This window comes from Mesorhizobium sp. LHD-90 (assembly GCF_030929505.1).
Lineage (GTDB): Bacteria > Pseudomonadota > Alphaproteobacteria > Rhizobiales > Rhizobiaceae > Kumtagia.
This window is the reverse complement of record NZ_JAVFVV010000024.1, coordinates 13,821-38,335: the sequence shown is the minus strand read 5'-3', so window position 1 is coordinate 38,335 and position 24,515 is coordinate 13,821. Positions and strand designations below refer to the sequence as shown.

23 protein-coding genes are annotated in these 24,515 nt (G+C 64.3%); 8 read left to right on the top strand and 15 right to left on the bottom strand.

Annotated features, from left to right (window positions below; genetic code table 11):
- Positions 1-2: 2 nt before the first annotated feature.
- On the bottom strand, positions 3-1,391 hold the full coding sequence (locus tag RB623_RS25960; protein ID WP_308060017.1) for a transaminase: 1,389 nt from the start codon (positions 1,389-1,391) through the stop codon (positions 3-5).
- Between the two features lie 125 nt (positions 1,392-1,516).
- Here RB623_RS25960 and RB623_RS25955 point away from each other — a divergent pair, with 125 nt between their 5' ends.
- Positions 1,517-2,275, top strand: coding sequence for an IclR family transcriptional regulator (locus RB623_RS25955; RefSeq protein ID WP_308060016.1), 759 nt, complete (start codon positions 1,517-1,519; stop codon positions 2,273-2,275).
- Between the two features lie 21 nt (positions 2,276-2,296).
- On the opposite strand, the gene RB623_RS25950 is transcribed toward RB623_RS25955, so the two are convergent.
- Positions 2,297-3,151, bottom strand: a complete 855-nt coding sequence (locus RB623_RS25950; protein WP_308060015.1) for a MurR/RpiR family transcriptional regulator — start codon at positions 3,149-3,151, stop codon at positions 2,297-2,299.
- A 67-nt stretch (positions 3,152-3,218) separates the two neighbouring features.
- Entirely contained in the window at positions 3,219-4,313 is a 1,095-nt protein-coding gene (locus RB623_RS25945; protein WP_308060014.1) for a spermidine/putrescine ABC transporter substrate-binding protein, read from the bottom strand.
- Positions 4,314-4,481: 168 nt separating this feature from the next.
- Between RB623_RS25945 and RB623_RS25940 the strand changes: the two genes are divergently transcribed.
- The 5 genes from RB623_RS25940 to RB623_RS25920 all read left to right on the top strand — a co-directional run bounded on the left by RB623_RS25940 (position 4,482) and on the right by RB623_RS25920 (position 9,573).
- Positions 4,482-5,597, top strand: coding sequence for an ABC transporter ATP-binding protein (locus RB623_RS25940; protein WP_308060013.1), 1,116 nt, complete (start codon positions 4,482-4,484; stop codon positions 5,595-5,597).
- The gene (locus tag RB623_RS25935; protein WP_308060012.1) at positions 5,594-6,502 is read left to right on the top strand and encodes an ABC transporter permease; all 909 of its coding nucleotides are present in this window, start codon (positions 5,594-5,596) and stop codon (positions 6,500-6,502) included. Before RB623_RS25940 ends, RB623_RS25935 begins: the two co-directional genes overlap by 4 nt.
- A gap of 9 nt (positions 6,503-6,511) precedes the next feature.
- Positions 6,512-7,342: an ABC transporter permease gene (locus RB623_RS25930; protein ID WP_308060011.1), complete on the top strand. Its 831-nt coding sequence runs from the start codon at positions 6,512-6,514 to the stop codon at positions 7,340-7,342.
- A 10-nt stretch (positions 7,343-7,352) separates the two neighbouring features.
- On the top strand, positions 7,353-8,477 hold the full coding sequence (locus RB623_RS25925) for a P1 family peptidase (RefSeq protein WP_308060010.1): 1,125 nt from the start codon (positions 7,353-7,355) through the stop codon (positions 8,475-8,477).
- A gap of 139 nt (positions 8,478-8,616) precedes the next feature.
- Positions 8,617-9,573: a helix-turn-helix domain-containing protein gene (locus RB623_RS25920; RefSeq protein ID WP_308060009.1), complete on the top strand. Its 957-nt coding sequence runs from the start codon at positions 8,617-8,619 to the stop codon at positions 9,571-9,573.
- A 45-nt stretch (positions 9,574-9,618) separates the two neighbouring features.
- Here the strand turns inward: RB623_RS25920 and RB623_RS25915 are convergent, their stop codons facing one another.
- From RB623_RS25915 to RB623_RS25880, 8 genes are all read right to left on the bottom strand, one after another.
- The gene (locus RB623_RS25915; protein ID WP_308060008.1) at positions 9,619-10,596 is read right to left on the bottom strand and encodes a branched-chain amino acid ABC transporter permease; all 978 of its coding nucleotides are present in this window, start codon (positions 10,594-10,596) and stop codon (positions 9,619-9,621) included.
- Positions 10,597-10,599: 3 nt separating this feature from the next.
- The gene (locus RB623_RS25910; RefSeq protein ID WP_308060007.1) at positions 10,600-11,493 is read right to left on the bottom strand and encodes a branched-chain amino acid ABC transporter permease; all 894 of its coding nucleotides are present in this window, start codon (positions 11,491-11,493) and stop codon (positions 10,600-10,602) included.
- A gap of 3 nt (positions 11,494-11,496) precedes the next feature.
- Positions 11,497-12,258, bottom strand: a complete 762-nt coding sequence (locus RB623_RS25905) for an ABC transporter ATP-binding protein (protein ID WP_374121745.1) — start codon at positions 12,256-12,258, stop codon at positions 11,497-11,499.
- Positions 12,200-12,937: an ABC transporter ATP-binding protein gene (locus RB623_RS25900; RefSeq protein ID WP_308060005.1), complete on the bottom strand. Its 738-nt coding sequence runs from the start codon at positions 12,935-12,937 to the stop codon at positions 12,200-12,202. The genes RB623_RS25905 and RB623_RS25900 overlap by 59 nt, the downstream gene beginning before the upstream one ends.
- Positions 12,938-13,019: 82 nt before the next feature.
- Positions 13,020-14,213, bottom strand: a complete 1,194-nt coding sequence (locus RB623_RS25895) for an amino acid ABC transporter substrate-binding protein (protein ID WP_308060004.1) — start codon at positions 14,211-14,213, stop codon at positions 13,020-13,022.
- 63 nt (positions 14,214-14,276) lie between these two features.
- The gene (locus RB623_RS25890) at positions 14,277-14,666 is read right to left on the bottom strand and encodes a nuclear transport factor 2 family protein (protein ID WP_308060003.1); all 390 of its coding nucleotides are present in this window, start codon (positions 14,664-14,666) and stop codon (positions 14,277-14,279) included.
- 15 nt (positions 14,667-14,681) lie between these two features.
- On the bottom strand, positions 14,682-15,476 hold the full coding sequence (locus tag RB623_RS25885; protein ID WP_308060002.1) for a MoaF C-terminal domain-containing protein: 795 nt from the start codon (positions 15,474-15,476) through the stop codon (positions 14,682-14,684).
- Between the two features lie 18 nt (positions 15,477-15,494).
- Positions 15,495-16,283: an SDR family oxidoreductase gene (locus RB623_RS25880; RefSeq protein ID WP_308060001.1), complete on the bottom strand. Its 789-nt coding sequence runs from the start codon at positions 16,281-16,283 to the stop codon at positions 15,495-15,497.
- A 203-nt stretch (positions 16,284-16,486) separates the two neighbouring features.
- Between RB623_RS25880 and RB623_RS25875 the strand changes: the two genes are divergently transcribed.
- Together RB623_RS25875 and RB623_RS25870 are read left to right on the top strand one after the other, a co-directional pair.
- Entirely contained in the window at positions 16,487-17,989 is a 1,503-nt protein-coding gene (locus tag RB623_RS25875) for an aldehyde dehydrogenase family protein (protein ID WP_308060000.1), read from the top strand.
- A 7-nt stretch (positions 17,990-17,996) separates the two neighbouring features.
- Positions 17,997-19,580 (top strand): GMC family oxidoreductase N-terminal domain-containing protein, encoded by a 1,584-nt coding sequence (locus RB623_RS25870; RefSeq protein ID WP_308059999.1) that lies wholly within the window; start codon positions 17,997-17,999, stop codon positions 19,578-19,580.
- Positions 19,581-19,597: 17 nt separating this feature from the next.
- On the opposite strand, the gene RB623_RS25865 is transcribed toward RB623_RS25870, so the two are convergent.
- From RB623_RS25865 to RB623_RS25850, 4 genes are all read right to left on the bottom strand, one after another.
- Positions 19,598-21,085: an aldehyde dehydrogenase gene (locus RB623_RS25865; protein WP_308059998.1), complete on the bottom strand. Its 1,488-nt coding sequence runs from the start codon at positions 21,083-21,085 to the stop codon at positions 19,598-19,600.
- A complete protein-coding gene (locus tag RB623_RS25860; protein ID WP_308059997.1) occupies positions 21,072-22,598 on the bottom strand; it encodes a tripartite tricarboxylate transporter permease in 1,527 nt (508 codons plus the stop codon). Before RB623_RS25860 ends, RB623_RS25865 begins: the two co-directional genes overlap by 14 nt.
- Positions 22,595-23,179, bottom strand: a complete 585-nt coding sequence (locus RB623_RS25855) for a tripartite tricarboxylate transporter TctB family protein (protein ID WP_308059996.1) — start codon at positions 23,177-23,179, stop codon at positions 22,595-22,597. The genes RB623_RS25860 and RB623_RS25855 overlap by 4 nt, the downstream gene beginning before the upstream one ends.
- 380 nt (positions 23,180-23,559) lie before the next feature.
- Entirely contained in the window at positions 23,560-24,501 is a 942-nt protein-coding gene (locus RB623_RS25850; protein ID WP_308059995.1) for a tripartite tricarboxylate transporter substrate binding protein, read from the bottom strand.
- Positions 24,502-24,515: the final 14 nt, after the last annotated feature.

Genomic DNA, 24,515 nt, shown 5'->3' with positions numbered 1-24,515 from the left:
GTTCAGGCCACTCCATTGTCGCGCAACAGCGCTACGAAGCGGCGGAAGACATCGGTGTGCACGTCGACATCGGCAGAGGTTGTCGCCGGGCACATCAGGAACATGGTGTGGAACGGCGTCACCAGTATGCCCTCGTTCATGTAGAAGGCATGGAGCAGCGTCTCGAGATCGCCGCGCCTCGCGGCGATCACCTCCGCGCCGTTCTTCGGCGGCTTCGGCATGAACATGATCTCGGCACGGGCGCCGATCTGCGTGACATGCCACGGCAGAGCGTTCGCCTCGATGATCGATCGGGCCGCGTCCGCCAGCCGCGAGGCCTGGGCGATCATCCGCTCGTAGCTGGCGGGCGTCAGGACTCGTTCCAGAACCGCGCGCATGGTGGCGATGGTCAGCGCATTGCCGGCCAAGGTGCCGCCGAAGCCGAGATGCGCCGACTGGCGCTCGCGCGGATTGACGTGCGGGACGATCTTCCAGAGACGCTTCGCGACCTCCTGGCTGGTCCCAAAAATGCCGGCCGGGATGCCGCCCGCGATCGCCTTGCCGGCAACGAATATGTCCGGCTCCAACCCGTGCAGTGCGGTGTAGCCACCTGGACCGCTGGAGATGGTGTGCGTCTCGTCGATGATCAGCAACGTGCCGGTGCGGCGGGTCGCCTCGCGCAAGGCTGTGTGAAAGCCTTCCGCCACCGGAATCATGCCGAAATTCGTCATCAGCGGCTCAGCGAGCACGCAGGCGACGTCTCCCGGTTCAAGCGCCTGCTCCATTGCGGCGGTATCGTTGAATTCGACGACTTTCGACACCGCCGCGTGATCGACGCCATTGGCATGTATCATGTTGCGCAGGCCGACCCTGCCGTCGCGGATCTCGACGTGCGCCTCCTCTACGCCGCCGTGATAGCAGCCGGAGAAGACCAGCACCTTGTCGCGGCCGGTGACCATGCGCGCGATGCGGATGGCCGCGCGATTGGCGTCGGTCGCCGAGGTCGTCAGCGTCCAGTACGGCATGCCGAAGCGGCGCGTGAGCTCCTGGCCGACCCACAGGCTGTCCTCGGTAGGCAGCATCATGGTCGTGCCGCTGCGCAACTGGCGTATCGCCGCCTGCGTCACCGTCTCCGGCGCGTGGCCGCACATGCCTCCGGTGTCGCCCAGCGCGAAATCGACATAGTTGTGGCCGTCAATGTCGCGGATGTGCGCTCCGCTCGCCTCGGCCGCATAGACGGGAAATCCACCCGCCCACCGGCGCATCCAATGTGACGGCCCGCCGTAGAGGAAATGCTTCTTGCCCAGCTTCCAGGCAGCCGCCGACATCGGGTGCGCGCGCAGAAAGCGTGCCTGCTCGGCGTCGAGCAGCTCGCTTATCGAGGCTGCATTCTTCCGGGCTGCGGCTACCAAATTCACTTTCCCCTTGTCGGTTCATTATTTGAACCGCTATTTTGCATACAGACTTGCAAGCGCCGACGCGGCTGTCAAGTTAATTCACGTGCGAAGTATCTTCGACAATGGGAAGCTGAGGATCGATGGGAACGGTCGAGAAAGCTGTTTCGCTACTGAAATTGTTCAGTGTCCCCGAACCAGAGATGGGCCTTTCGGACCTGGCCCGTAAAGCGAGTTTCGACAAGGCGACGACCCGGCGCTTGCTCATGGCGCTGACGCGGCACGGACTGGTCGAGCAGGACGCCGACACCAGGCGGTATCGGCTCGGCGCGGGCGTATCGCGGCTGGCGCGAATCCGCGATGCGCATTTTCCGTTCGTGAAAATCGCACTGCCGATCGTGCGGGATCTTGCGGCGCAAACCGGCGAGACCGTCCATCTCTCCGAGCACAGCGCAGATGCGTTGCTCACCGTGCATGTCGAGCTTTCCGCACGCGCCAACCGGGTCAATGTGGACGTTGGGCAGACGTTGCCGCTGCACGCGACGGCGTCCGGTCTTGCCTTCCTCGCGTTTTCGCGCAGCGAGGCGGTCGGTCGCTACGCCGACTCCGTGTTGGAAGCCTTCACCGCGCATACTGTAACGCGGCGCGAGCGCCTGATGGACACGATCCGGCTGGCCGCCTCGCGCGGTTACTCGGAAAGTGCACAGGGATATGAAGAGGGCGTCCATAGCGTTGCGGCGCCGATCCTTGCCCATGATGGCTATGCCATCGGAACCCTGGCGGTCGCGGCTCCGGTGTCCCGGGTCGATGGGGCGGCTGCGTCATTGCACGGTCAGGCGGTCGTGCGCGCCGCGCGGCTGATCTCCGGAAGGCTGAACGGGGAACCGCCGGCGCGCGGTTGACCGCAGCACGACTAGCGCTGCTCAGTCCTCGAAATCGCCGAAGACGTCCTGCAGTTGGGTCAAACGATCAACGCGCGCGTTGACGTTGTCGCCGAGTTCCACGATCACGTTGCTGATGACGAGGTCGAGCAGCGCCACTGTCGTGGCGGCGCCGTCCCAGAGTGGACCGTGCGCGCCCGGCATGATGAGGGCAACGTCGGAAACCTCGCGCGCCCATATGCATGCATCGTCGGAAACGAGAATCACCTTGACGCCCGCCGCCCGCGCCTGCTCGGCCAATGGCCGAGCCTTGCTAGCGAAGCGGCGCACATCGAACAGGAACAGGCACCGATCTTCGCGGCTTCCGTCGAGCAGCTCGGCATAGGTGCCGTTGAGACCATCGACGAACTGGACCTTGGGCCGCGCGTAGGAAAGCTGGCTGGCAAAATACTGCGCCACGCCGCGGACGTTCTGAAAGGCGGCGACGAAGACCTCCTCGCTGTTGACCAGAAAGGCAACCGTCTTGTGCCATTCGGGCGAGACGGTGAGTTCGTAGACCTGGCCGAGATCGTCAATCTGCTGCTGGATCAGCGCGGCAAGAAGCTTGCCCCCACGCGCATCGTCGCGCAGCCGCTCGAACTTGCCCTTGACCTGCCATGCGGTCCGGCTGGCGCTGGGCCGCATCTCGCGCTTCAGTTCGTCGAGACCGTCATATCCGAGGCGGCGCAGATACCGCCCGACCGTCATCTGGCTGACGCCGACGCTCTGGGCGATCGACTTCGCCGTCTCGAAGGGCAGTTCGGCCAGATTGCGCTCGATGTAGTTGGCGATCAGGATGTCGGATTTGGTCTGCCTGGCATCGGCAGACCGAAGCTTGGAAGCAATTCCCCGCGGCATCGACTGGCCGTCCTCCCTGCCTGGCACGCGGCCGCCGACGCTGCCGGCGGCCGCGTGCTGCGCCCTCTTACTGGGCGGTCTTCACGGTCGTCCAGACCCGGTCGACCTTGCGGATGTCGCCGCCGAGATCGACAAATATCTGGAGCTTGTCCATCACCTCCTGGGGCGGATTGATCTCCTTGGAGTTCTTGATGTTGTCCGGCGTCAGCGAGCGCGCCGGCACGTTCGGCGTCCCGTTGGTCTGCTGGGCGATGTTGAGCGCCGCCACCTCCGGCTGGGTGTAGAACTCCATGAACTTCTTGGCGTTGTCCTTGTTCGGCGCGGTCTTCAGCACGCAGATGTCTTCCTGGTACATGGTGGCGCCTTCCTCGGGGATGACGTAGCCGAGCTTCTTCGGCGCGCGCAGCACGTCGACCATGGCGCCGACGAAGAAATGACCGGCGGCCACATCGCCGGCCTCCACCATCGGCCGGCTCTCATAGGTGAACGCAGCCACGTAGGGCTTCATGTCGATCATGGTCTGAGCGGCCTGCTTCAACTCTTCCGGATCGGTCGAATTGACGGACTTGCCGTTGAGGATGAGCCCGACGCCGAGCACCTCGCGCATGTCGTCGAGGAGGTTGAACTTCAGGTTCTTGGCCTTGACGGTCTCGATGAGGTCATGCCAGCCGGTGATGTCCTTTCCGAGCACGTCGCGATTGTAGACTATGCCGACCGTGCCCCAGGCGTATGGCAGGCAGTATTCGCCCTTGGGATCGGATTTCGCCCGCAGGAACTGCGGGTCGATGTTCTTGAAGCCCTCGTACTGGTTGATGTCGGTCTTCTCGAGCAGGTCGAGCTTGGCCATGATGTCGTGCATATGCACCGACGGGAAGACGATGTCGTAGCCCGTCGCGCCCGCCTGTACCTTCGCCAGCATCTCCTCGTTGGAGGAGTAGGTGTCGAGGTTCACCTTCACGCCGGTGTCGGCCTCGAATTTCTTCAGCACTTCCGGATTTATGTATTCGCCCCAATTGTAGATGTTGAGCACCTCCTGCGCCGATGCTCCGGATGCCGGAACGAAGATCGCTGTGACGGCAAGAACAGCCGCGGCGCCTGCCCCGCGCAACCGGTCGAGGAGGCCCGACCGAATTCCCGTTTCAACCCGAGTTCCCGTCTGCATTTCTCACTCCCTTTTCTCGTGCCAATGCCGGCTGTTCTCCCCTGCCGACCGCGGTTCAGATCACCGGACGGCTCATTGACAATCACCGGCACATGATACCAAGATAACTTTATTGCACAACAGATATCACAATAACATTCCTGTCGTGCGGGCGGAGGAGGAAACCGGATGCAGCCAAGCATCGTTCGGCTGGAACGTGTGACGAAGACCTTCGCACTGCCGGAAGGCGGCATGATAACCGCCCTCAAGGCGATCGACCTCGACGTCCGGCGGAACGAATTCCTGACCCTCCTCGGGCCCTCCGGCTGCGGAAAGACCACGCTGCTGCACTCCATTTCCGGGTTCGTGCAACTCGACGGCGGCAAGGTCAGCATCGACGGCGAGGATGTGACCGAGCGGCCGCCGCACCGCAGGCCGGTCAACACCGTGTTCCAGAACTACGCACTGTTCCCGCATATGAACGTCGACAAGAACGTCGGCTACGCGCTGGACATCGCCGGAACCGACGGCAAGGAGCGTGGCCGGAGAGTCGGCGCGGCGCTCGAACTGGTCGGCTTGTCCGGTCTCGGCGGCCGCCTTCCCCGGCAGCTTTCCGGCGGCCAGCAGCAGCGCGTGGCTTTGGCCCGCGCCATAATCGCCAGGCCCAAGCTGCTGCTGCTGGACGAGCCCCTCTCGGCACTCGACCGCAACCTGCGCCAGGCCATGCAGATCGAACTCAAGGGCCTGCAGGCGGAACTCGGCATCTCCTTCATCTTCGTCACCCACGACCAGGAGGAGGCGCTCACCATGTCGGACCGGCTGGCAGTCCTGGAGAAAGGGGTGATCCAGCAGCTCGACACGCCCCGGAGCGTCTACAGCCGACCGGCGAACGCATTCGTCGCAAGTTTCATCGGCGCCAGCAACCTGTTCGAGGGAGCCGCCCGCAGCGACGGCACGGACATGCTGGTCGTCACTCCGAACGGCGAGCATATCCGCGCGGCCGGAAGCGGGACCGTCGCGAACGGGCAGCCAGTGACCGCGCTGATCCGGCCGGAACAATTCTCCTTGCACAATGGCGGCAACGGCCAACCTGCCGCGTTCATAGACGCCGACGTCGAGCAGATCGTCTTCACGGGCCTCAACTACCAGATCCACGGGCGGACGCCCGCAGGCCGCAAGGTGGTGGCGATCATCGCCGCGGTTCACCAGCGCGAAGTGGCGGAAATCGACGCGGCGAAAAAGGCGCGCCTCACCTACGACCCGGCCGGCGTTCAACTGATCGGGGCGAGCGGAGGCGAGCCGTGAGCGGAGCGACGCAGCGCCAGCGCCGCTACGCGCAGCTCGGCATCCTGCTCGGGCCGGTGTCGCTGTTCCTGGCGATCTTCTTCCTGTGTCCACTCGCCATCATGATGATCTATTCCGTGTTGACGCCGGGCCTCTATGGCGGCGCGGAATGGGCGTTCTATCCGGACAATTTCGGCCGCATCCTCGGCTTCGCCAACCCCGAGTTCGAGGTCTTCGACCCGGTCTACCTCTCGATCTTCCTGCGCTCCCTACGCATCGCGCTGACGACGGTCGCCATCACGCTCGTCGTCTGCTATCCGGCGGCGTTCCAGGTCAGCCGGCTGCCGGACCGCTGGAAGACATTCGCGCTGTTCCTCATCACGCTTCCCTTCTTCGCCAGCCTGATCGTGCGGCTGTTCGTCTGGGTGCTGATCCTGAAGAAGACCGGCTTCGCCAATATGGTTCTGCAGTCGTTGGGCATCATTTCCGAGCCCGCCGACCTGATCTACACCGAAGGCGCTATCATCCTCGGCATGGTCTACATCTTCATCCCGTTCATGTTCCTGCCGGTCTATGCGAGCGTGGAGAAACTCGACTGGTCGCTGGTGCGCGCCTCGCAGGATCTCGGCGCCAACGGCTTCCAGACCTTCTGGCGGGTGATCTTTCCGCTGACGCTGCCAGGCGTGATCGGCGGATCGATCATCGTGTTCATCCCGGCGCTCGGCAATTTCATCGTTCCGGCGGTGTTGGGCGGCGCCAAGGTCATGATGCTCGGCAACCTCATCGAGCAGCAGTTCCTGTCTGCCCGCAACTGGCCCTTCGGCGCCGCGCTCGCCATGCTGGTCATGGCGGCGGTGCTGTTCATCCTCTTCTTCTACATCCGCTTGGAAGGCCGGCGCGGCGACGATGCGCCAGCCCTTCGCTGAGGTCCGACCATGAGATGGCTCCGCAACATCGGCACGGGAACGCTTTCGGCCTACACCGCGCTGTTCTTCGCCTTCATCTACCTGCCGATCGCGTTGATCGTGATCTACTCCTTCAACGCCGATCCGGTGAACATGATGCGCTGGTCGGGCTTCACCTTCGACTGGTACAAGCAGATTTTCGGCCTGCGCAACGTCACGTCCGAGAATGCCCTGTACATCGAATCGACGGAGCAGCTGCTGAAGGCGGTGCGCAACAGCCTGACCGTCGCCGCCTTCACCACGACGATCGCCACCGTGCTCGGCACCGCGACCGCTCTGGCGCTCTACCGATTCAACTTCCTCGGCAAGAAATTCTATCGGGTGCTGCTCTTCGCGCCGATGCTGATGCCGGACATCGTGCTCGGCATCGCGCTGCTCATCTTCTTCATCAGCGTCGGCTTCTCGCTGGGCATCACGACGATCGTCATCGGCCAGTGCAGCTTCCTGACGTCCTACGTCTTCATCGTGGTGTCGGCGCGGCTCGCGGGAATGGACCGAACGCTCGAAAACGCCTCGGCGGATCTCGGCGCCAACGATTGGGTGACGTTCCGGCGCATCATCCTGCCGCAGGCGATGCCGGGTGTGATCGGCGGCGCGCTGCTCGCCTTCATCATCTCGATGGACGATCTGGTGATCACCTATTTCATCTCCGGCGTCGACACGCAGACGCTGCCGATCTTCATCTTCGGCATGCTGCGGCGCGGCATCAAACCCGAGATCAACGCGATCGCCGTCATGATGCTGCTGTTTTCCTTCGCCGTCGCTTCCGCCGGCCTCTATCTACGTTCGCGGCGCGGCTGAGGGGCGATCCATGCCCCCCGAAAGGACCACCACTCGGGCCCGCGACCTCGGGCTTCCCTTCAACGGGACGCCCGGCTCGTTCAATGCGATCACCGACGTCCCGGACACGGCCGTCGGCCTGAAGACAATCATCGAGAACGAGCCGCGCGCCGCCAGAAACATGCCGGTGCGGACCGGCGTGACGGCGATTGTTCCCGGAGCCGGCGCCGACGAACCGAGCCTGATCTGGGCCGGCATCCACCGTTTCAACGGCAACGGCGAAATGACGGGCAGCCACTGGATCGCAGACGGCGGCTATTTCGTGGGACCGGTGGTGCTCACCAACACGCATGCCGTCGGCATCGCGCATCATGCGGCAGTGAAATGGATGCTGCGGCGCTATCCCGGCACCTATGGCGGCACCGACCCCTTGTGGCTGATGCCGGTCGTCGCGGAGACCTATGACGGATTCCTCAACGACATCAACGGACAGCCGGTCATCGAGGACGACGTGCTGGAGGCGCTGGACGGCGCAAAAGGAGGCGCCGTTGTCGAAGGCAACACCGGCGGCGGCACGGGCATGATCTGCTACGAATTCAAGGGCGGCACCGGCACCGCCTCGCGCCTCGTCGAGGTGGGCGGCAAGACCTTCACCGTCGGCGCGCTGGTGCAGGCGAATTTCGGCATCCGCGACTGGCTTACCGTTCTCGGCACGCCCGTCGGCAGGCATCTCACCCACAATCGCCCGTTTGGCGGGACCGGGGAACGGGGATCGATCATCGGGGTGATCGGCACGGACCTGCCGCTCGCGCCGCATCAACTCAGCCGCATCGCGCGACGTGGCGCCCTTGGCATTGGACGGACCGGTACGGTGGGCGGCAACGGCTCCGGTGACATCTTTCTTGCCTTTTCGGTCGGCAATAGAACAGCCCTGCCCCACCGGGCGGACTCCTTCATCGGCATGGAGATTGTCAACGACGAGCGCCTGGATCCCGTCTATGAGGCGGTGGTGCAGAGCGTCGAGGAAGCGGTGATCAATGCGATGGTCGCCGCCACGCCGATGGGCGGCACGCAATGGGACCGTGCGCTGGTGAGCGCGATCGATCACCGAGCCTTGATCGAGATCGTCGGTCGAAGCCGCGGCCTTCAAGGGTGAAATCATCCATCCGAATTGACAACACGCGCGAGATCATTAGCGTGTTAACTTTATGGCGACCGGGATCGGCGGGCGATCTGTCCGCCGTTGTGCTACAATCCGCGGAGACGGAAGCACAAGCCGCCAGGGAGGAAAGCGCATGCTTGCTGCCGCTGAAAGCCATGTCAGCATAGCCGACGGCGAAGCCTTTCATTCGACGTCGCGGATGCTGTTCGGACCGATTTCCCAGCGCTTCACGCGCGGACCCGCGCCTTCCGTTCCGAAGCTCGTCTCGGTACGGCTGGGCGCCTGCCGGCTCTCGGAAATCAAGGCGAACGCGCACATCGTGGTCAACGACCGCGCATTCTGGCGCAGCTTCGATCCGGACGCGATCAAGATCCTGATTCAGCGCAGCGGCCGCAGCCGTTTCGAGCAGCAGTCGGTTGCCGTTGATCTCGGCCCACGCGCCGCGCTCATCTACGATCCTGTGCGAACCTATTCGCTGCAGAACATCAGCGACGTCGACCAGTTGATCCTGCAGGTACCGCGCTCGACCTTCGAAGACGAAGTTCTGACCAGGCTCGCGGCGCCGATCTCGCTGCCGGCCGACGACGATAGCCTGACGCGCATCGTCTCCGGCCTTATGGAAATGGCGATCACCGAGACGCGGCTGCTCGACGAGGCCGGCTGCCGCCGCGTGGGCGACAGCCTCGTCCAGCTCGTCAACGGGCTCATCCGCGGCAAGCCGATGGCGCCGGAATTCCGCCGCTCGCCACTGGAGGCTCTGCGTGAGCGCATCGTCGGCTATATCGACGCTAATCTTCCGCGTAGCAGCCTTTCGACCGAAGACATCGCGCAGCACATGGGCTGCTCGCGGCGCTACCTGCACAGGGCTTTCGAGGGCGAAGGCACCACGTTGGAGCGCTTCATCTGGGACCGACGGCTGGAGCGCAGCAAGGCTGCGCTAACCTCGCCGGGTCGGCGAGCGATCTCCATTTCCGAGATCGCCTTTGCGTGCGGCTTCAATTCGAGCGCCCATTTTTCGCGCGCTTTCAAAAGCCGCTATGGCGTTTCGCCGCGCAAGTTGTGTGAGAGGCTGCGCGGCGCCTTGCACTGAATCTTCAGGCCCCGGCGGGCCAGAGCCGACATTCCAAACCAGGTTCTATCGAGAATACGGCTTGAGGATGCCCAACTTGAGCCGCGACAGGCCGTTCGGCAGAAACAGCATCGCCAAGATGATGGCGAGGCCGGCGATGATCGGATGGTAATCCGGCACCCAGATCCGCGCGAAGTCGAAGATCACGTACATGACGAATGCGCCGATGATTGGACCGAGCACCGTTCCGGTTCCACCGACTACCGTCATCATCAACGGCAAGAGCATCCAGTCGAGGTTGAGGACCGAATCCGGCCCGACGTGGAAGATATAATAGGTGTAAAGACTACCGCAAATCCCGGCAATGAAGGCACCGCCGGCGAAGGCAAGAACCTTGGTCCGCAGAACATTCACTCCGTTGCTGGAGGCTGCCATCTCGTCGTCGCGCACAGCGATCAGCGCCAGACCGTAGCGCGACTTGATCAGCAGGTGAATACCGATAGCGAGGGCGACGGTCAGGCCAAGGCCAGTCCAATAGTGTGGGAGCAGGGTGTCGAAAGTGCCCGAAGGCGCAACGAGACCGAATGCGCCGCCCGTGAAGTCGCCGCCATTGATCAGCAGCACGCGAACAATCTCGCCGAAGCCTAGGGTGCCGAGCGCGAAATAGTCACCTCTCAGCTTGGAGAGCAGCGGCAGGCCGATCAGCGCCGCCGCGACGGCCGCGACGAGACCCGAGAGCACCATGGTCACCGGATCGAAATAGTAGATGCGCGGATGGGTCTCGTAGAGTGAACCCCACAGATAATTGCCGGTCCAAAGAATCGCCGTCGTGTAGGCGCCGAGTGCGAAAAAGGCGTGCTGGCCAAGGCTGATCTGCCCGGCATAGCCGGCGACGAGGTTCCAGCCCTGCGCCATGATGGCGTAGATGAAGACGAAGAACAGCAGGCTGAAATAGTAATGGTCGATGGCGCCAGGGACAAAGGGCAGGAGCGCCAATGCAAGGACGAGGGCCGCAGCGATCAGGGCGCCTGCTTTGCTGGACATCGGTCAGGCCTTCTTGTACGGCCTGCTGAACAGACCCTCGGGCTTCAGCATGAGCACCAGCAGGAAGACGCCGTAGCCGAAGGCGTTGGTCCAGCCGCCGCTGATGAAATACTGCACGTAGGCTTCGATCAGGCCGAGGATGATACCGCCGGCAAGCGCGCCCGCGACGTTGCCTATGCCGCCGATCGCCAGCGCCACCAGCGCCTTCAGGCTGAACACGAAGCCAGCGAAGGGATTGAAGGGAAAGGTCGTGGCGACGGCGACACCCGCGGCGCCCGCCAGCGCCAGACCGATCGAAAAGGCGATGGCGTTGACGCGATGCGGACTGATGCCGAGAAGGGCCGCCGACGTCATGTCCTCCGACGCCGCGCGCACCGCCTTGCCGACGAGCGTCTTTTTCAGGAACAACATCACCAAAGCCGTGCCTGCGATCGCGATGAGAAATCCGATGGAGCGGGTGAACGACATGCGGATGCCGAACGCACCGATGCCGCTGGCGGTGTAGCTGGTGACGACGCCCGCGGTATTGCCGCCCCAGATCACGGTCATCAGGTTCTGGACGAGGAACATCAATCCCACGGCTATCAGCAGCGAGACGTTGCGATCCTCCATGGCGGCCGCACGGCGGAACAGCCCCTGATAGATCAGCCAGCCGACGCCTGCCCCCACCGTGATCACGATTGGAAGTGACAGGAACGGGTCTATGCCCAACCCCTGGAAAAGTGCCCGCACGAAATAGGCGGCGAGGATGATCATGGCGCCCTGGGCTAGAAAGATCAGCCGCATTGTGCCGAAGATGAGGCTCAGGCCAACAGCCGCGACCCCGTACATGGCGCCGCCTAGGATGCCGTTGACGGTCAGTTGCAGCAAGACCTGGAGGGACGGTATCTCGGTCATCGACTACTCCAGCACGCCCATGTAGGCCTTCTGAATTTCCGGATTGGCTAGTAGGTCCCTGCCGGTGCCCTGCATCGCCACCTCGCCCGTTTTCAGCACGAAACCATAGTCGGCCACCTTGAGCGCCTGGTGGATGTTCTGCTCGACCAGCAGAATGGTGACGCCCTGGGAGTGCAGGGTCTGGATGAGCGTGAACATCTGCCGCACGACCAGCGGACTGAGCCCCAGCGACGGCTCGTCAAGGATGAGCAGCGCCGGATCCGACATGACGGCGCGCGCGATCGCCAGCATTTGCTGCTCGCCGCCGCTGAGCGAGCCGGCCTTCTGATGTGCGCGCTCCTTGAGACGCGGAAACAGTGCATAGGCCTTGTCGATGCCCTCCCTGAGTCGCGGCCGCGCCTTCGGCTGGAATGCGCCGAGTTCGAGATTCTCCAGCACGGTCATGTGACGGAAAAGCCCACGTCCCTCCGGCACATGCGCGATGCCCAGCCGCGCGATGTCTTCGGGGGGGCGGCCGACCAGCGAGTTGTCGGATAGTTTGATCTCGCCTTCCTGAGCCCGGACAATGCCCGAAATCGCGCGCAACAACGTGGACTTGCCGGCGCCGTTGGCGCCGACGATCGCCACGATCGTGCCCTGATCGACATGGATCGAGACGCCCCAGAGCGCCCGGACGTCCCCGTAGGCGACAGAGAGGTTGCTCACCTCAAGAAGACGGTTCGCCAAGGTAGGCCTCGATGACTTTGCGGTTGGTGGCCACTTCATGCGGCGTTCCGTCGGCGATCTTTTCCCCGTGATCGAGCACGACCACGCGACTGCACACTTTCATGATGGCGTCGACCTTGTGCTCCACCCACAGGATGGCGATGCCCATGTCGTTGCGGGTGCGGCGGATCACGTCGACCATCTGCTTGATCTCCGTGGCATTGAGGCCCGCCATCGGCTCGTCGAGCAAGAGCAGCGCGGGTCGCGAAGCTACGGCACGAGCGATCTCGAGAAGACGTCGGTCCGAGAGCGTCAAATGCGCGGTGCGGACGTCGCGCCTGGCCGAGAGTCCGACCAGGTCGAGCGCCTCGGTCGCCGCCTGCGATGCATTGGCAACGCGGCCGCCGGACCCGTAGACCGCTCCGACTAGGACGTTCTCGTGGGCGGTCATCGTCGGGAAAACGCGCACAAGCTGGAACGTACGGGCGATTCCGAGCCGGCAAATGCGGTGCGGCTGCGCGCCGGTGATATCGCTGTCGCGGAACCAGACTTTGCCCCGGCTGGGGGCGTAGATCGCGGTGATCACGTTGAACAGCGTTGACTTGCCGGCGCCGTTCGGGCCGATCAGGCCGACCAGCTCGCCACGGTCGATCGCGAGATCGATGTTGGCGAGCACGACCAGCCCGCCGAAGCTCTTTTGCACGTTCTCGAGGCGCAAAACCGTCTCGTCTGCATGCATATGCCGTTCCTGCCGCCCGAATTCCTGCTAAATCCATACGAAGGGTCGCGTCCGGTCGCCGACGAGACGCGATCCGCCCCGCCTAGCGCTTGTCCCAAGCAGGCGCGGGCTTGTAGGTCCAGTCGCCGTCCGGGAAGATCAGTTGGTGCTTGCCCTGCCACCACTGGGTGGCGACGCTCGGGATCAGGGCAAAGCCCGTCTCGTCAAATTTCAGGTCGCCGACGACGGTGTCCTTGAACTCCTGACCGAAGATGGCGTCATGGATCTTGCCGGCGTCGGTGGAACCGGCCTTTTCGATGGCGCGAGCTAGCACCTGCGCGTTGGCATAGAACGCGCCGACCGTGACTGAGTCCTTGCCATACTCCTTCTCGTACCGTTCGCCGAGTTCCTTCGACCCGGTGTAGGGATAGTGCGACGACCAGAAGCCGTCCGTCAGAATGTAGTCGGAGTCTGCGCCCAGCGCATCGTGGAACTCGCCGGTCCAGGTGCCCTTCCATCCGTGGAAATAGGGTACGCTGAAGCCCAACTCCTTCATCTGGCGCATCAGGGTGATGGTGTCGGCGGGCGAGCCGAAGACCAGCATCGCATCGACATTGGCGCCCTTCAGCTTGGTGACCAGCGCGGAGTAGTCGGTCGCGCCGACCGTCCATGGATCGTTGACGGCGAACTTGTAGCCGTACTTTTCCGCAGCCCCGACGAAGGCGCCGCCGAAGCCCTTGCCATCAGGCGTGTCCTCCGAGACCAGGGCCGGATTCTTGGGACGCTGATCCTCTGGCAGTTTTTCCCAGATCTGGAAGGGCACTTCCGCGCCGGGGCCAGGATGGAAGAAGAACAGCGCCGAGTACTTCGCCTTGAGCGGCTGCCACTCGAAAGGGAAGGCCGTGGTGATCATATAGAACTTCTTGTACTTCTCGGCGACGATGGCGCCGGCAACGTTCATTGGTCCCGAATGCGTGGACAGAAGGGCGTCGACCTTCTGTACCTTGATCAGGTTCTCGAGTGCGGCGGCGACCTTGCCTTCGGAACTTTCGTCATCCGCGATCACCAGGCGGACCGGAAGCTTCTTGTCGCCGACCTGAAGGCCGCCCGCCGCGTTGACGTCGGCGACAGCCTGTTCATAGGCCCACCTCTGCTCCTTGCCGTCGCCGGCGAGCGGTCCGGTGAGCGAGATCGGCGCGCCGATGACGATCTCGTTCTCCGCCGCCTGCGCGACGGCGGCCGTCAGCACGGTCGACAGGGCAAGTCCTGCGATCATTCCCTTGAAGTCGAATCTCATGGTCATCCTCCCTGATTGGCCGGGCATGCGAGCGCCTCGCCGGCCCCTATGCACAACGCACGCTCAGCGTGTCGCGTCCGCGACCAGCTTCGTGTCCGTGAACTGCTCGAAACGCACGACCTTGCCGCCGTCCATGTCCCACACATGGACCACGCGCGCCGACATGCGCTTGCCGTTCTTCCTGAAAATGCCCGAATAGGTGCCGATGCCGACGATCGTGGCGTCGCCGTCCACCAGTCTTTCGAGCATGAAGGTGTATCCGTCCCATTCCTCGCCGATGCGGCGGAAAACCCCATCGACGATGGCGTCAGCCCCAACATAGGTGCCAGCATAGGGGAACCCCGCCATCTCCGTCCATGCCGTCCGATCCGTGATGGGCGCCATCATGGCCGCCAGATCCTTGCGGTCGGACCCCTGATAATGCGCCTTGATCGCTTCGTAATTCGCGCTCATCGTCACCTCCTCCAATCAGACCGGCGCCCGGCCGGACGCATAGGCGACGGACGACTTCTTCTCGATGAACGCGCCGGCAGGCATGTTCTCGATCTTTCCCGCGCTGGTGACACCGAGGAACTTGCCGGTCGAGCGCATCGTCTCCCAGTTGTAGAAGAACAGGGACGCGACCGGGATGATGAACTCCCGGAACCCGAAGACATACTGATTCTCGGCAAACTTCCAAGTCGTCGCCAGATCGACGTCGCCGTGGCCGCGCTGCACGCCGACAAGGTTCTGCCACGCATAGCGCTCGGAACTCAGATAGACATGCTCGTAGACATGGTTCGGGCTGTATTCGTAATGCGCCGTCAGTCCGATCAGGTCGCGCGTCGGCGCAGGCTCGCCGCCTTCGGCCACGACGGAGGCGTCACCCAGGGTGCCAGCCGACCAGACCTGCGCAACCCGCGGCTCGCCCGGTGCCTCGGAGGCATCGCGGACACGCTCACGTACCGACAACACGCGGCGGGTGCGCGTATTGACGATGAAAGCCTCATCCTCGGTCGGTCGCGCAGCGAACGTCATGTTGATGAAGAAGACGTCGGGCGCGACCTCCAGTGCTTCGTACCAATCGGCCCCGGCCGTTCCACCCTCGCTCCAGGCGACCGTATCCGGCGAGGTAAAGGCCAGGTCGATTGCTCGCCCCGATTTCAGGGTGATCTTGAAGGTCCGTCCAGCGAGTGCCTTCGTGGTGGCCAACCTGTTGGTGGCTATGCCGGCGGCGAAGTCATCGAAATGCTTCCAGTCGGCGGGACGGTTCTGATCGTTCACTGTATTCTCCTCCGAAATTCAATCGACAAACGCAAGCGTCGGCAGGTCGACCACCGTAGCGCCACCGTCGACCGTCAGAATGGAGCCGTTCATCATGGCCGCCTCGGACGAAGCGGCGAAGCAGATCACGTTTGAAACCTCTTCCGGCGTGGCAGGTCGGCCGAGCGGTACGTCCTTCGTCACCAGCCTGTAAGCTTCGTCGATGGAAGCCAGTCCGTGCTTGTCGACGATCACCTGCATTTGCTCGTCGGCCATCGTCGTCGCCACCCAGCCCGGACAGATGATGTTGGTGCGCACGCCGCGGCGGCCATAGTCACGCGCCAGCGACTTGCCCAGACCGATCAAGCCATGCTTCATGGTAACGTAGCCTGCCGCCTGCGGACCGGCGAACAGGCCGGCGATCGAGGCGACCATCACGATGTTGCCACGGCGCGAGATCAGGTCTGGCAGGCACTCACGGGCACAGACGAAGGCGGTATCGAGATTGGCGCGCGTTGCCATCTGCCATGTCTCGTCGCTCATCGAAACGGTTGGGCCGACGCCATGCCCGCCAGCATTGGCGACAAGAATGTCGATCTGGCCGAACCTGCCGTGCGCCGCCGCGAGCGCGGCTCGCACGGCAGCAGGATCGGCCGCATCGCCTTGGACGACGAGACCTCCAATTCCGCTGGCCACGGCTTCGAGTGGCTCGCGCCGCCTCCCCATCAGGACGACGTTTCCGCCTTCCGATCCGATGCGGCGGGCGACGGCGGCTCCAATGCCGGTGCCGCCGCCGGTGATGAATGCGGTCTTGCCCTTGAATCTCACGCTTGCCTCTGCCGCTTGCCCCTGCACTTCGGTCCGCCGCGGTCGGTGTCGACTACTCGCGAATAGTGCGGCGACCGCGCGACGGCGTCTTGTCCGAACGGGAACTTTGTTTTGACTGAGCGCGCACTCGCAGTCGGCGCTGCTTGAACGGGGCGGACGCCGCCAATACCCCTGATCATTCGGAGAATGTCCGGGAGAGACTTGTGGACGAGAGATTGGTTCCGCCGATCAGCGCCGAAGCGGCGGTGTTCCTGGCGCGCAGGCAGCGGCCCTTCGTCAACGGCAAGTTCATCGATGCCCCCACCGACGTCACCTTGGCGGTCGACGATTCGGCGACCGGCCAGATCGTCGCGCGCGTCCCGGAAAGCGGTGCGGAGGTCGTGGATCAGGCCGTGAAAGCGGCACGTGCCGCACTCGACGGGCCTTGGGGCGCAATGCCCGCGGTCGAGCGCGAAAGGCTGCTGCTCAAGCTCGCGGACGCGGTGGAATCCGACATCGACCTGCTCAGCGAGATCGAGAGCATCGAGAACGGCAAGTCGATCGGCGTCGCGAGGATGCTGTCGGCGGGAGGTTCGGCAAACTGGCTGCGCTATTATGCAGGTTGGGCGACCAAGATCGAAGGCGCCACGCTCGACGTCGCCATTCCCGTGCCGCCGGGCGCCAAGCATCACGCCATGACCATCAAGGAACCGGTGGGCGTGGTTGGGGCGATCGTCCCCTGGAACTTCCCGCTGCTTATCGGCGTGTGGAAGATCGCTCCGGCGCTCGCTGCTGGCTGCACCATCGTGCTGAAGCCGCCGCAGGAGACGCCGCTCGGGCTGCTGCGGCTGGCGGAACTGGTAGAGAAGGTTGGCTTTCCGCCGGGCGTGGTGAACATCGTCACCGGCAGCGGCGCAGTGACCGGCGAAGCGCTGATCCGGCATCCGGGCATCGACAAGCTGACCTTCACCGGCTCGACCGAGATCGGCAAGCGCGTCGGACACGCGGCGGTCGACCGCATCGCGCGCTTCACGCTGGAGCTCGGCTCGAAATCGCCGATGATCCTGCTCGCAGACATGGAGGAAGGGATCGAACCTCTGATCGCCGGCCTCGGCATGTTCTTCAACCAGGGGCAAGTCTGCACTTCGGCGGCGCGCATCCTGATCGAGAAGTCGATCTACGATCGTACGCTGACCCGCCTGGCCGAGATCGCCGATGGCATGGCGCTCGGCGCCGGACGTGACGAGGCAGCGCAAATCAATCCGGTCGTCTCGGCCAAACACAAGCGCAGCGTGCTCGGCTATCTCGACCGTGCGCTGTCGGCCGGCGGAGAACGACTGAGCGGCGCCCGGCCCGTGCCGGATCAGGGCCATTACATCGCGCCGACCATCCTGCACAACGTGAAGCTCGACTCCGAGATCGTCCGCGAGGAAGTGTTCGGACCGGTCGTCGCGGCGATGCCGGTCGCCGACCTTGACGAGGCGATCCGGCTCGCCAACGACACACGCTACGGCTTGTCGGCCTCGGTCTGGACGCGCGACCTCGGCAAGGCGATGACGGCCGTGCGTGGATTGAAAGCCGGCACGGTATGGGTGAACTCGCATAACACGCTCGACCCCGCCGCGCCGTTCGGCGGCTTCAAGCAGTCGGGCATCGGTCGCGAGCACGGCAAGGCCGCGCTCGAAGGCTATCTCGAGGTCAAGACGGCCATCATGCGATACGCCTAGAGAACCAATGCAGACATACGACTATATCGTCGCCGGGGCGGGGTCGGCCGGCTGCACCATAGCCAACCGCCTCGTCAATGCCGGCAAACGCGTGCTGCTGATCGAAGCCGGCCCGCGCGACAACGACAAATTCATCCACATGCCGGCGACCTTCGCCCGAGTGCTCCGCACGAACCGGAGTTGGATTTACCAATCGGAGCCGGAAGCGGCCGTGGGCGGGCGGCGGCTGCCCGTTCCGCAGGGGCGGACGCTGGGCGGCGGCTCCTCGGTCAACGCCATGCTCTACATCCGCGGCCAACGCGAGGACTATGACGGCTGGCGCGACCTCGGCTGCCCTGGCTGGAGCTGGGACGACGTGCTACCGGCGTATAAACGCCTGGAGCGCAATGAGCGCCTCGCCGGTGCCTGGCACGGCAGCGAAGGCCCTTTGCCCGTTTCCGACGCGCGCTACCGCCACCCGCTGTCGCTTGCCTATGTGCGCGCCGCGCAGCAGGCAGGCTATCGCTACAACGACGACTTCAACGGGGAGCGGCAGGAAGGCGTCGGCTTCTACCAGACGACAACGCTTGGCGGCGTCCGCCAGTCCGCCGCGACAGTCTTCCTGAAGCCGCTCGCCGGCAACCCAAACCTCACCGTCGTCACCGATGCGCATGTCGGCGCCGTCACGCTGGAAAACGGCTCGGCGGCCGGCCTCTCCTACACGACCGCAGACGGCCGGACCGTGCAGGCCTCCGCAAAGGAAGAAGTGATACTGGCCGCCGGCGCGCTGGCGACACCGAAGATCATGATGCTTTCGGGTCTCGGGCCGGCAGTGCACCTCGCCTCACTCGGGATTCCGGTGATCCGCGACATGCCGGGCGTCGGCAGGGACCTGCAAGACCATGTCGCGACGCCGGTCTACGCGGCGACGCGCGACCCGATCTCGCTGCTCGGGCAGGACCGCGGGCTTCAGGCGCTACGGCATGGGCTCGAATACGTGCTCTTCCGCAGCGGGCTGCTCGCCTCCAATGTGGTAGAGAGCGGCGGCTTCTTCGACACCGACAGCGACGGACGGCCGGATATCCAGTTCCATGTCTTGCCGGTGATGATCGAGAACGCGGTCCACGGCTCGGTCGAGCAGCATGGCATGGAGCTGAACCCATGCGTCTTGAGACCGAAATCGCGCGGAAAAGTCGAGCTGCGCTCACGCGACCCGAAGGATCCGATCCGCTTCACCACGGGTTTTCTCTCCGAGCCCGAAGACCTGAATCTGCTCGTCGAAGGCGTGAAGGTTGCTCGGAGGATCTTGCGTCAGCCGGCGCTGCGGGCAGTCGTGAAGGAGGAACTGGCGCCGGGTGGGAGTGCCGATCTGCCGGACGACAAGATCGTCGAACACATCATGAAGACGGCGAAGACTGTCTACCACCCCTGCGGCACCAGCCGCATGGGCTCGAACGAGGCGGCGGTGGTCGACCCGCAACTGCGCGTGCGCGGCGTGCCCCGTTTGAGAATCTGCGACGCCTCGATCATGCCGCGGCTGACCAGCGGCAACACCAACGCGCCGACGATCATGATCGCGGACCGTTGCGCGGATTTCGTGCTCGGGAGGTAGCGCGACGCCGGCTCTCCTCACCCTAGCGATATCCACGCCGTCTTCAGCTCGAGATATTTGTCGAGGGCGTGAAGCGATTTGTCGCGCCCGAAGCCCGACTGCTTGACCCCACCGAGCGGTACGGTGATGTCGGAGCCGCCGTAGGTGTTGACGTGCACCACGCCGGCATTGATCGTCCGCACCATGCGATGCGCGGTCGCAAGGTTCGACGTCCACACCGCCGAAGCCAGGCCGTAGACGGTGGCGTTGGCGAGCCTGATCGCCTCCTCCTCCGTGTCGAAGCGCATCACCGCCAGCACCGGGCCGAACACTTCCTCCCGCGCCAGCGTCATCTCCGGCGTGACGTTCTCGAACACCGTCGGCGCCATATAGTAGCCGCCGCTCTCCTCGCGGATGCGCGCGCCGCCGGTCAGCCGCCTTGCACCCTCCTCCTCCGCCTTGGCGACGAAGCCCAGATCCTTCTCCAACTGGTCGGCGCTCGCGATCGCGCCGACGTCGCTCGTCACGTCGAGCGGGTCGCCGACCTTCAATCTCGCGGTCGCGTCCAGCAGGTCGGCCATGAACCGATCATAGATCGACGACTGCACCAAGAGCCGCGAGCCGGCTACGCAGACCTGGCCAGAGTTGCGAAAGATGCCGTTGGCCGACACCTTGGCGGCCTGCTTCAGGTTCGGCGCGTCGGCAAAGACGATGTTGGGCGACTTGCCGCCAAGCTCCAGGTAGACTCGCTTCAGATTGGAGCGCGCCGCGTATTCCAGCAGGCGGCGGCCGACCGGGCCCGAGCCGGTGAAGGCGATGGCGTCGACGTTCATGTGACGCCCCAGCGCCTCGCCGGCCACGGAACCCTTGCCGGTGACGACGTTGAGCACACCGTCCGGCAACCCCGCCTCCGACGCAAGTTCGGCGAGCCTCAGCAGCGCGAGCGAGGCGATCTCCGGCGGCTTCACCACGACCGAATTACCAGCGGCCAGCGCCGGCGCGATCTTCCAGGCCCCAATCATCATCGGGAAATTCCACGGAACGATGACGCCGACGACACCGAGCGGCTCCTTGTGGACGAGGCCGAGAATGTTTGGGGGCGTCGGGGCAATCTCGCCAAACACCTTGTCTACCGCCTCGCCGTAGTAGCGGAACGTGCTGGCCGCCGAGATCGGCTCGGCCCTGTAGGCCATGCCGATCTCGGTGCCGTTGTCGCGCACGCCGAGCACTGCAAGCTCCAGCGCCTTCGCCTCGATGAGCGCGGCGAGCCTCATCAGCACCTTCTTGCGTTCCGCCGGCGCGGCGCGCGACCACACGCCCTTGTCGAAGGCCGTGCGGGCGGCCACGACCGCGCGATCGATGTCGGCCGCGCCGCCATCGGCAATCGTGGTGAACTTCTGGCCGTCGATCGGCGAACTGACGTCGAGCACTTGACCGTTCGCGGCGGGTTCGACCCGGCCGGCGATGAACAGGCCCTGCGAAGGGACGGTAAGCGCGCGTAGCGCGTCAATATCAGTTTGTTGCATCTCTGAGAGCCTTGGCCTTGTCGGTGTTGGTTGCGGCGGCGCGCCCTCGCCATTGCGACACGGCGAACAGCGCGACACCCGTCAGCGCCAGCGCGAGCAGCCCGGCCGAAACAGGCCGCGTCAGGAAGATGGTCGGGTCGCCGTTGGAAAGGCTGAGCGACTGCATGACGCGCATCTCGAACATCGGCCCCAGCACCAGGCCGATTACCAGCGGAAAGCCCGGAATGCCGTTGCGGATGAAGAAGCGGCCGACCAGTGCGAAAATCACGGTGATCAGCGCGTCGGTGAGCCGGTAGTTCTGCGTGTAGGTTCCGATCAGCGCCAAGACCAGGATAACGGCGCCGATCATGCGCGGGCTGATGCGGGTGAGCCTTTCTACGTATTTCGTCGCGAACAGCAGGAAACACAAGACAAAGACGTTTAGCAGCAGCAGCGAGATGTAGAGACCAGTGATGAAGTCTGGGTGTTCGACGAACAACTGCGGCCCGGGAATGATGTTGTGGATCATGAAGACGGCCAGCACCATCGCCATCAGCGGATCGACCGGCACGCCGAGCGACAGCAGCGGCACCAGCACCGTGGAGGTGCAGGCGCTGATCGAGGATTCGGCGGCGACAAGGCCTTCCGGCGCGCCCTTGCCGAACTGCTCCGGCGTCTTGGAGAAGCGGCGCGCCAGCGAATAGGACAGGAATTGCGCGCCGAACTCGCCGACCCCCGGCAACAGGCCCATGACCACGCCAAGCCCGCACGAGCGCGCCAGCGTCTTGGGATAGCGGAAGGCTTCGATCAGCCCGCGGAACCGGTTGCGGTACACCAGATCGCCAGAGCCGGCGCGGTGCGACTTGGTCTCCAGAAGGACGAAAGCCTGCGACATCGCGAACATGCCGATGACCACCGGCACCATGGGGATTCCGCCCAAAAGCCATTGCTGTCCAAAGGTATAGCGCTGGGTGTTGAACAGCGACTCGAAGCCGACCGTGCCGAGGAACATGCCAAGCCCGAGCGACACCAGCGCCGCGAGCACCTGTTTCTGGTGCGCCAGAATGACCGAGACCAGCGCCACCACCGCAATCATCGCGTATTCGGGCGCGCCAAACCGAGCAGCCACCTTGGCGAGGTATGGCGCCAGGAAGATCAGCGCCAGCACGGAGACCGTGCCGCCAATGAAGGAGGACGAATAGGCGAGCGACAGCGCGCGATGCGCCTCGCCGCGGCGCGCCATCGGGTAGCCGTCATAGGTGGTGAGCACATGCACCGGGTCGCCCGGCACGCGGATCAGGATCGCGGGAATGGAGCCGCCGTACCAGGAGCCGCCATAGGTGCCGAGCAAAAGCGTGATGCCGGCCAGCGGCTCGAGTTGCAGGCTGAACGGCAAGAGGATGGCCATGGCGCCGGCCGGCTCTAGGCCGGGCAGCGCTCCGACGACAATGCCGCAGAGCGCGCCGAATATGAGCGCCAGTACGACCTGCCAGGTCGCGACGTTCTCGAAGCCGGCGATGATCGCGTCGATCACAGCACGCCTCCGAGCGAATTGCCGATCCAAGACGGGAACAGCTTGAGAAGCGGCGACAGCGGGAACCAGAGACCGATGCCCAAGCGAAAGATCAGCACGATCGCTATCGCGACGACGAAGCTCACGAACACCCAGCGCCTGCCGCGCAGGCCCGATCGCCAGACGATGAACTGCATGAAAACAACCGTGGCGATGGTGAACCCGACCCACGCCACCGCCAGCAGATAGACGCAGAAGTAAATGCTGTGTTCGATCGCGAAACCCATGCCGCCGAAGGCCCACAACGCGTTGGCGCGGAAGGCGGCGGGGTCCGGCGCGCCGCGCCATGCCTTGACAAAGGGCCAGACGATGGCCGCGCCGGCGAGCGCCGCCATGCCGAGGCTGAACACCGGCCAGTTGATCGGCGCGAGATACCAGCCCTTGCCAACCGGCTGGGCGCGGGTGGCGAGTGGCGCCAACGCCAACAGGACGAGCACGACGGCGAGTATCACGGTCGCCGCCACCCCTTCGGCCTCGGCGGGAATGGCCTCTTCGTCGTCGAAGAGATCCGGGTCGCTGGAATGAGGATGGATCTGCGTCATGCCGTCTCCCGGAAAGACCGTTCGAACGAAGGATCGCACACGCCACCGCCCTCTGGCCTGTCGGCCATCTCCCCCTCAAGTGCAGGGCTAGGAAGGCGGGCAGGTAGACCTGCTCTGCCGTCATCCTCGGACTTGTCCCAAGTATCTGCTGGGGCTGGCGGGTCTTGGCGGACACTGAGCCTACTGCAATGACGATGTCGTTTGTGGCCGATCGCCTTGAGGCAGCAGATCCTCGGGACAAGCCCGAGGATGGCGGTGTTGAAGGGTCTAGGTCGACCAAGCACGTCAGCCGATCTCCCCTTCTGAGGGAGAGATGGGCGGCAGGCTAGAGGGAGGCGCGGAGACGAGGCCATCACCTCTTCCTCAAGCCACGCACGCCCTCACTTCGCGTCGAGGGCCTTCACCAGCGCCTCGGAGTCGGCGTAGTCCTGGTCGATGCGCTTGGCGGCGTCGGCGGCGTTCATCCAGTAGACCCCCGCGCCGGTCGCCTTCGCCACCTCCTGCGCCTTGTCGGACTTCATCGCCTTCTCGGCGATGGCCGCCAATCTGTCCTTGACCTCCTGCGGCGTACCCTTCGGCACGAACAGGCCGTTCCAGAGCGTGATGTTCATGCCGGGAACCTGCTCGGACAGCAGCTTGGCGTCCGGCTTGATCGACAGCGGCGTCTCCGTATAAGCGGCGATGACCTTGACGTCGTCGAGGCAGGACAGCACCGTCGCCATGGTGGTGTTCATGACGTCGACGTCGCCGTTTTTCAACGTACCGCAGTCCAGCCCGTCGAAGGCGGCGTCCGAACCGAAAGAGAAACCGAGCTGCTTGGCGGCCGCGAAGGTCGCCATGGTCGGAACTAGATCGTAGCCGAAATGCCCGAGCTTCACCGGGTTCGACTTCGCGTACTCCGCGAGTTCGGCCATGTTGTTGTAGGGCGCGTCCTTCAGCGCCACCAGCGCGAACGGATAGGTGAGGAAGATGCCGACCGGCTCGAAGCTGTCGCGAGTGTAGGTCGCGTTGCCACGAATGATGTGCATGGTCGGCACGTCGATGACCAGTGAGCCGACCGTATATCCGTCCGGGTCGGACTGCGCGACCGCTGTCGCGCCTTCCACCGCGCCGCCGCCGGGACGGTTGACGACCTTGGCCGGCACGCCGGTCTCGATGGTCATCTCCTCGGCGATGATGCGGGTCAGCTGATCCTCCAGATCGCCGGGAGGCCAGGGCACAATGAAGGTGACGGGACGCTCCGGATATTCGGCGAAGGCTTGTGCAGCGAGCGGTAGTGTCAGTGCGGCGGCGGCCAACAGGGTGCCGAGCAGTCTGCGCATGATTCTCCTCCTTG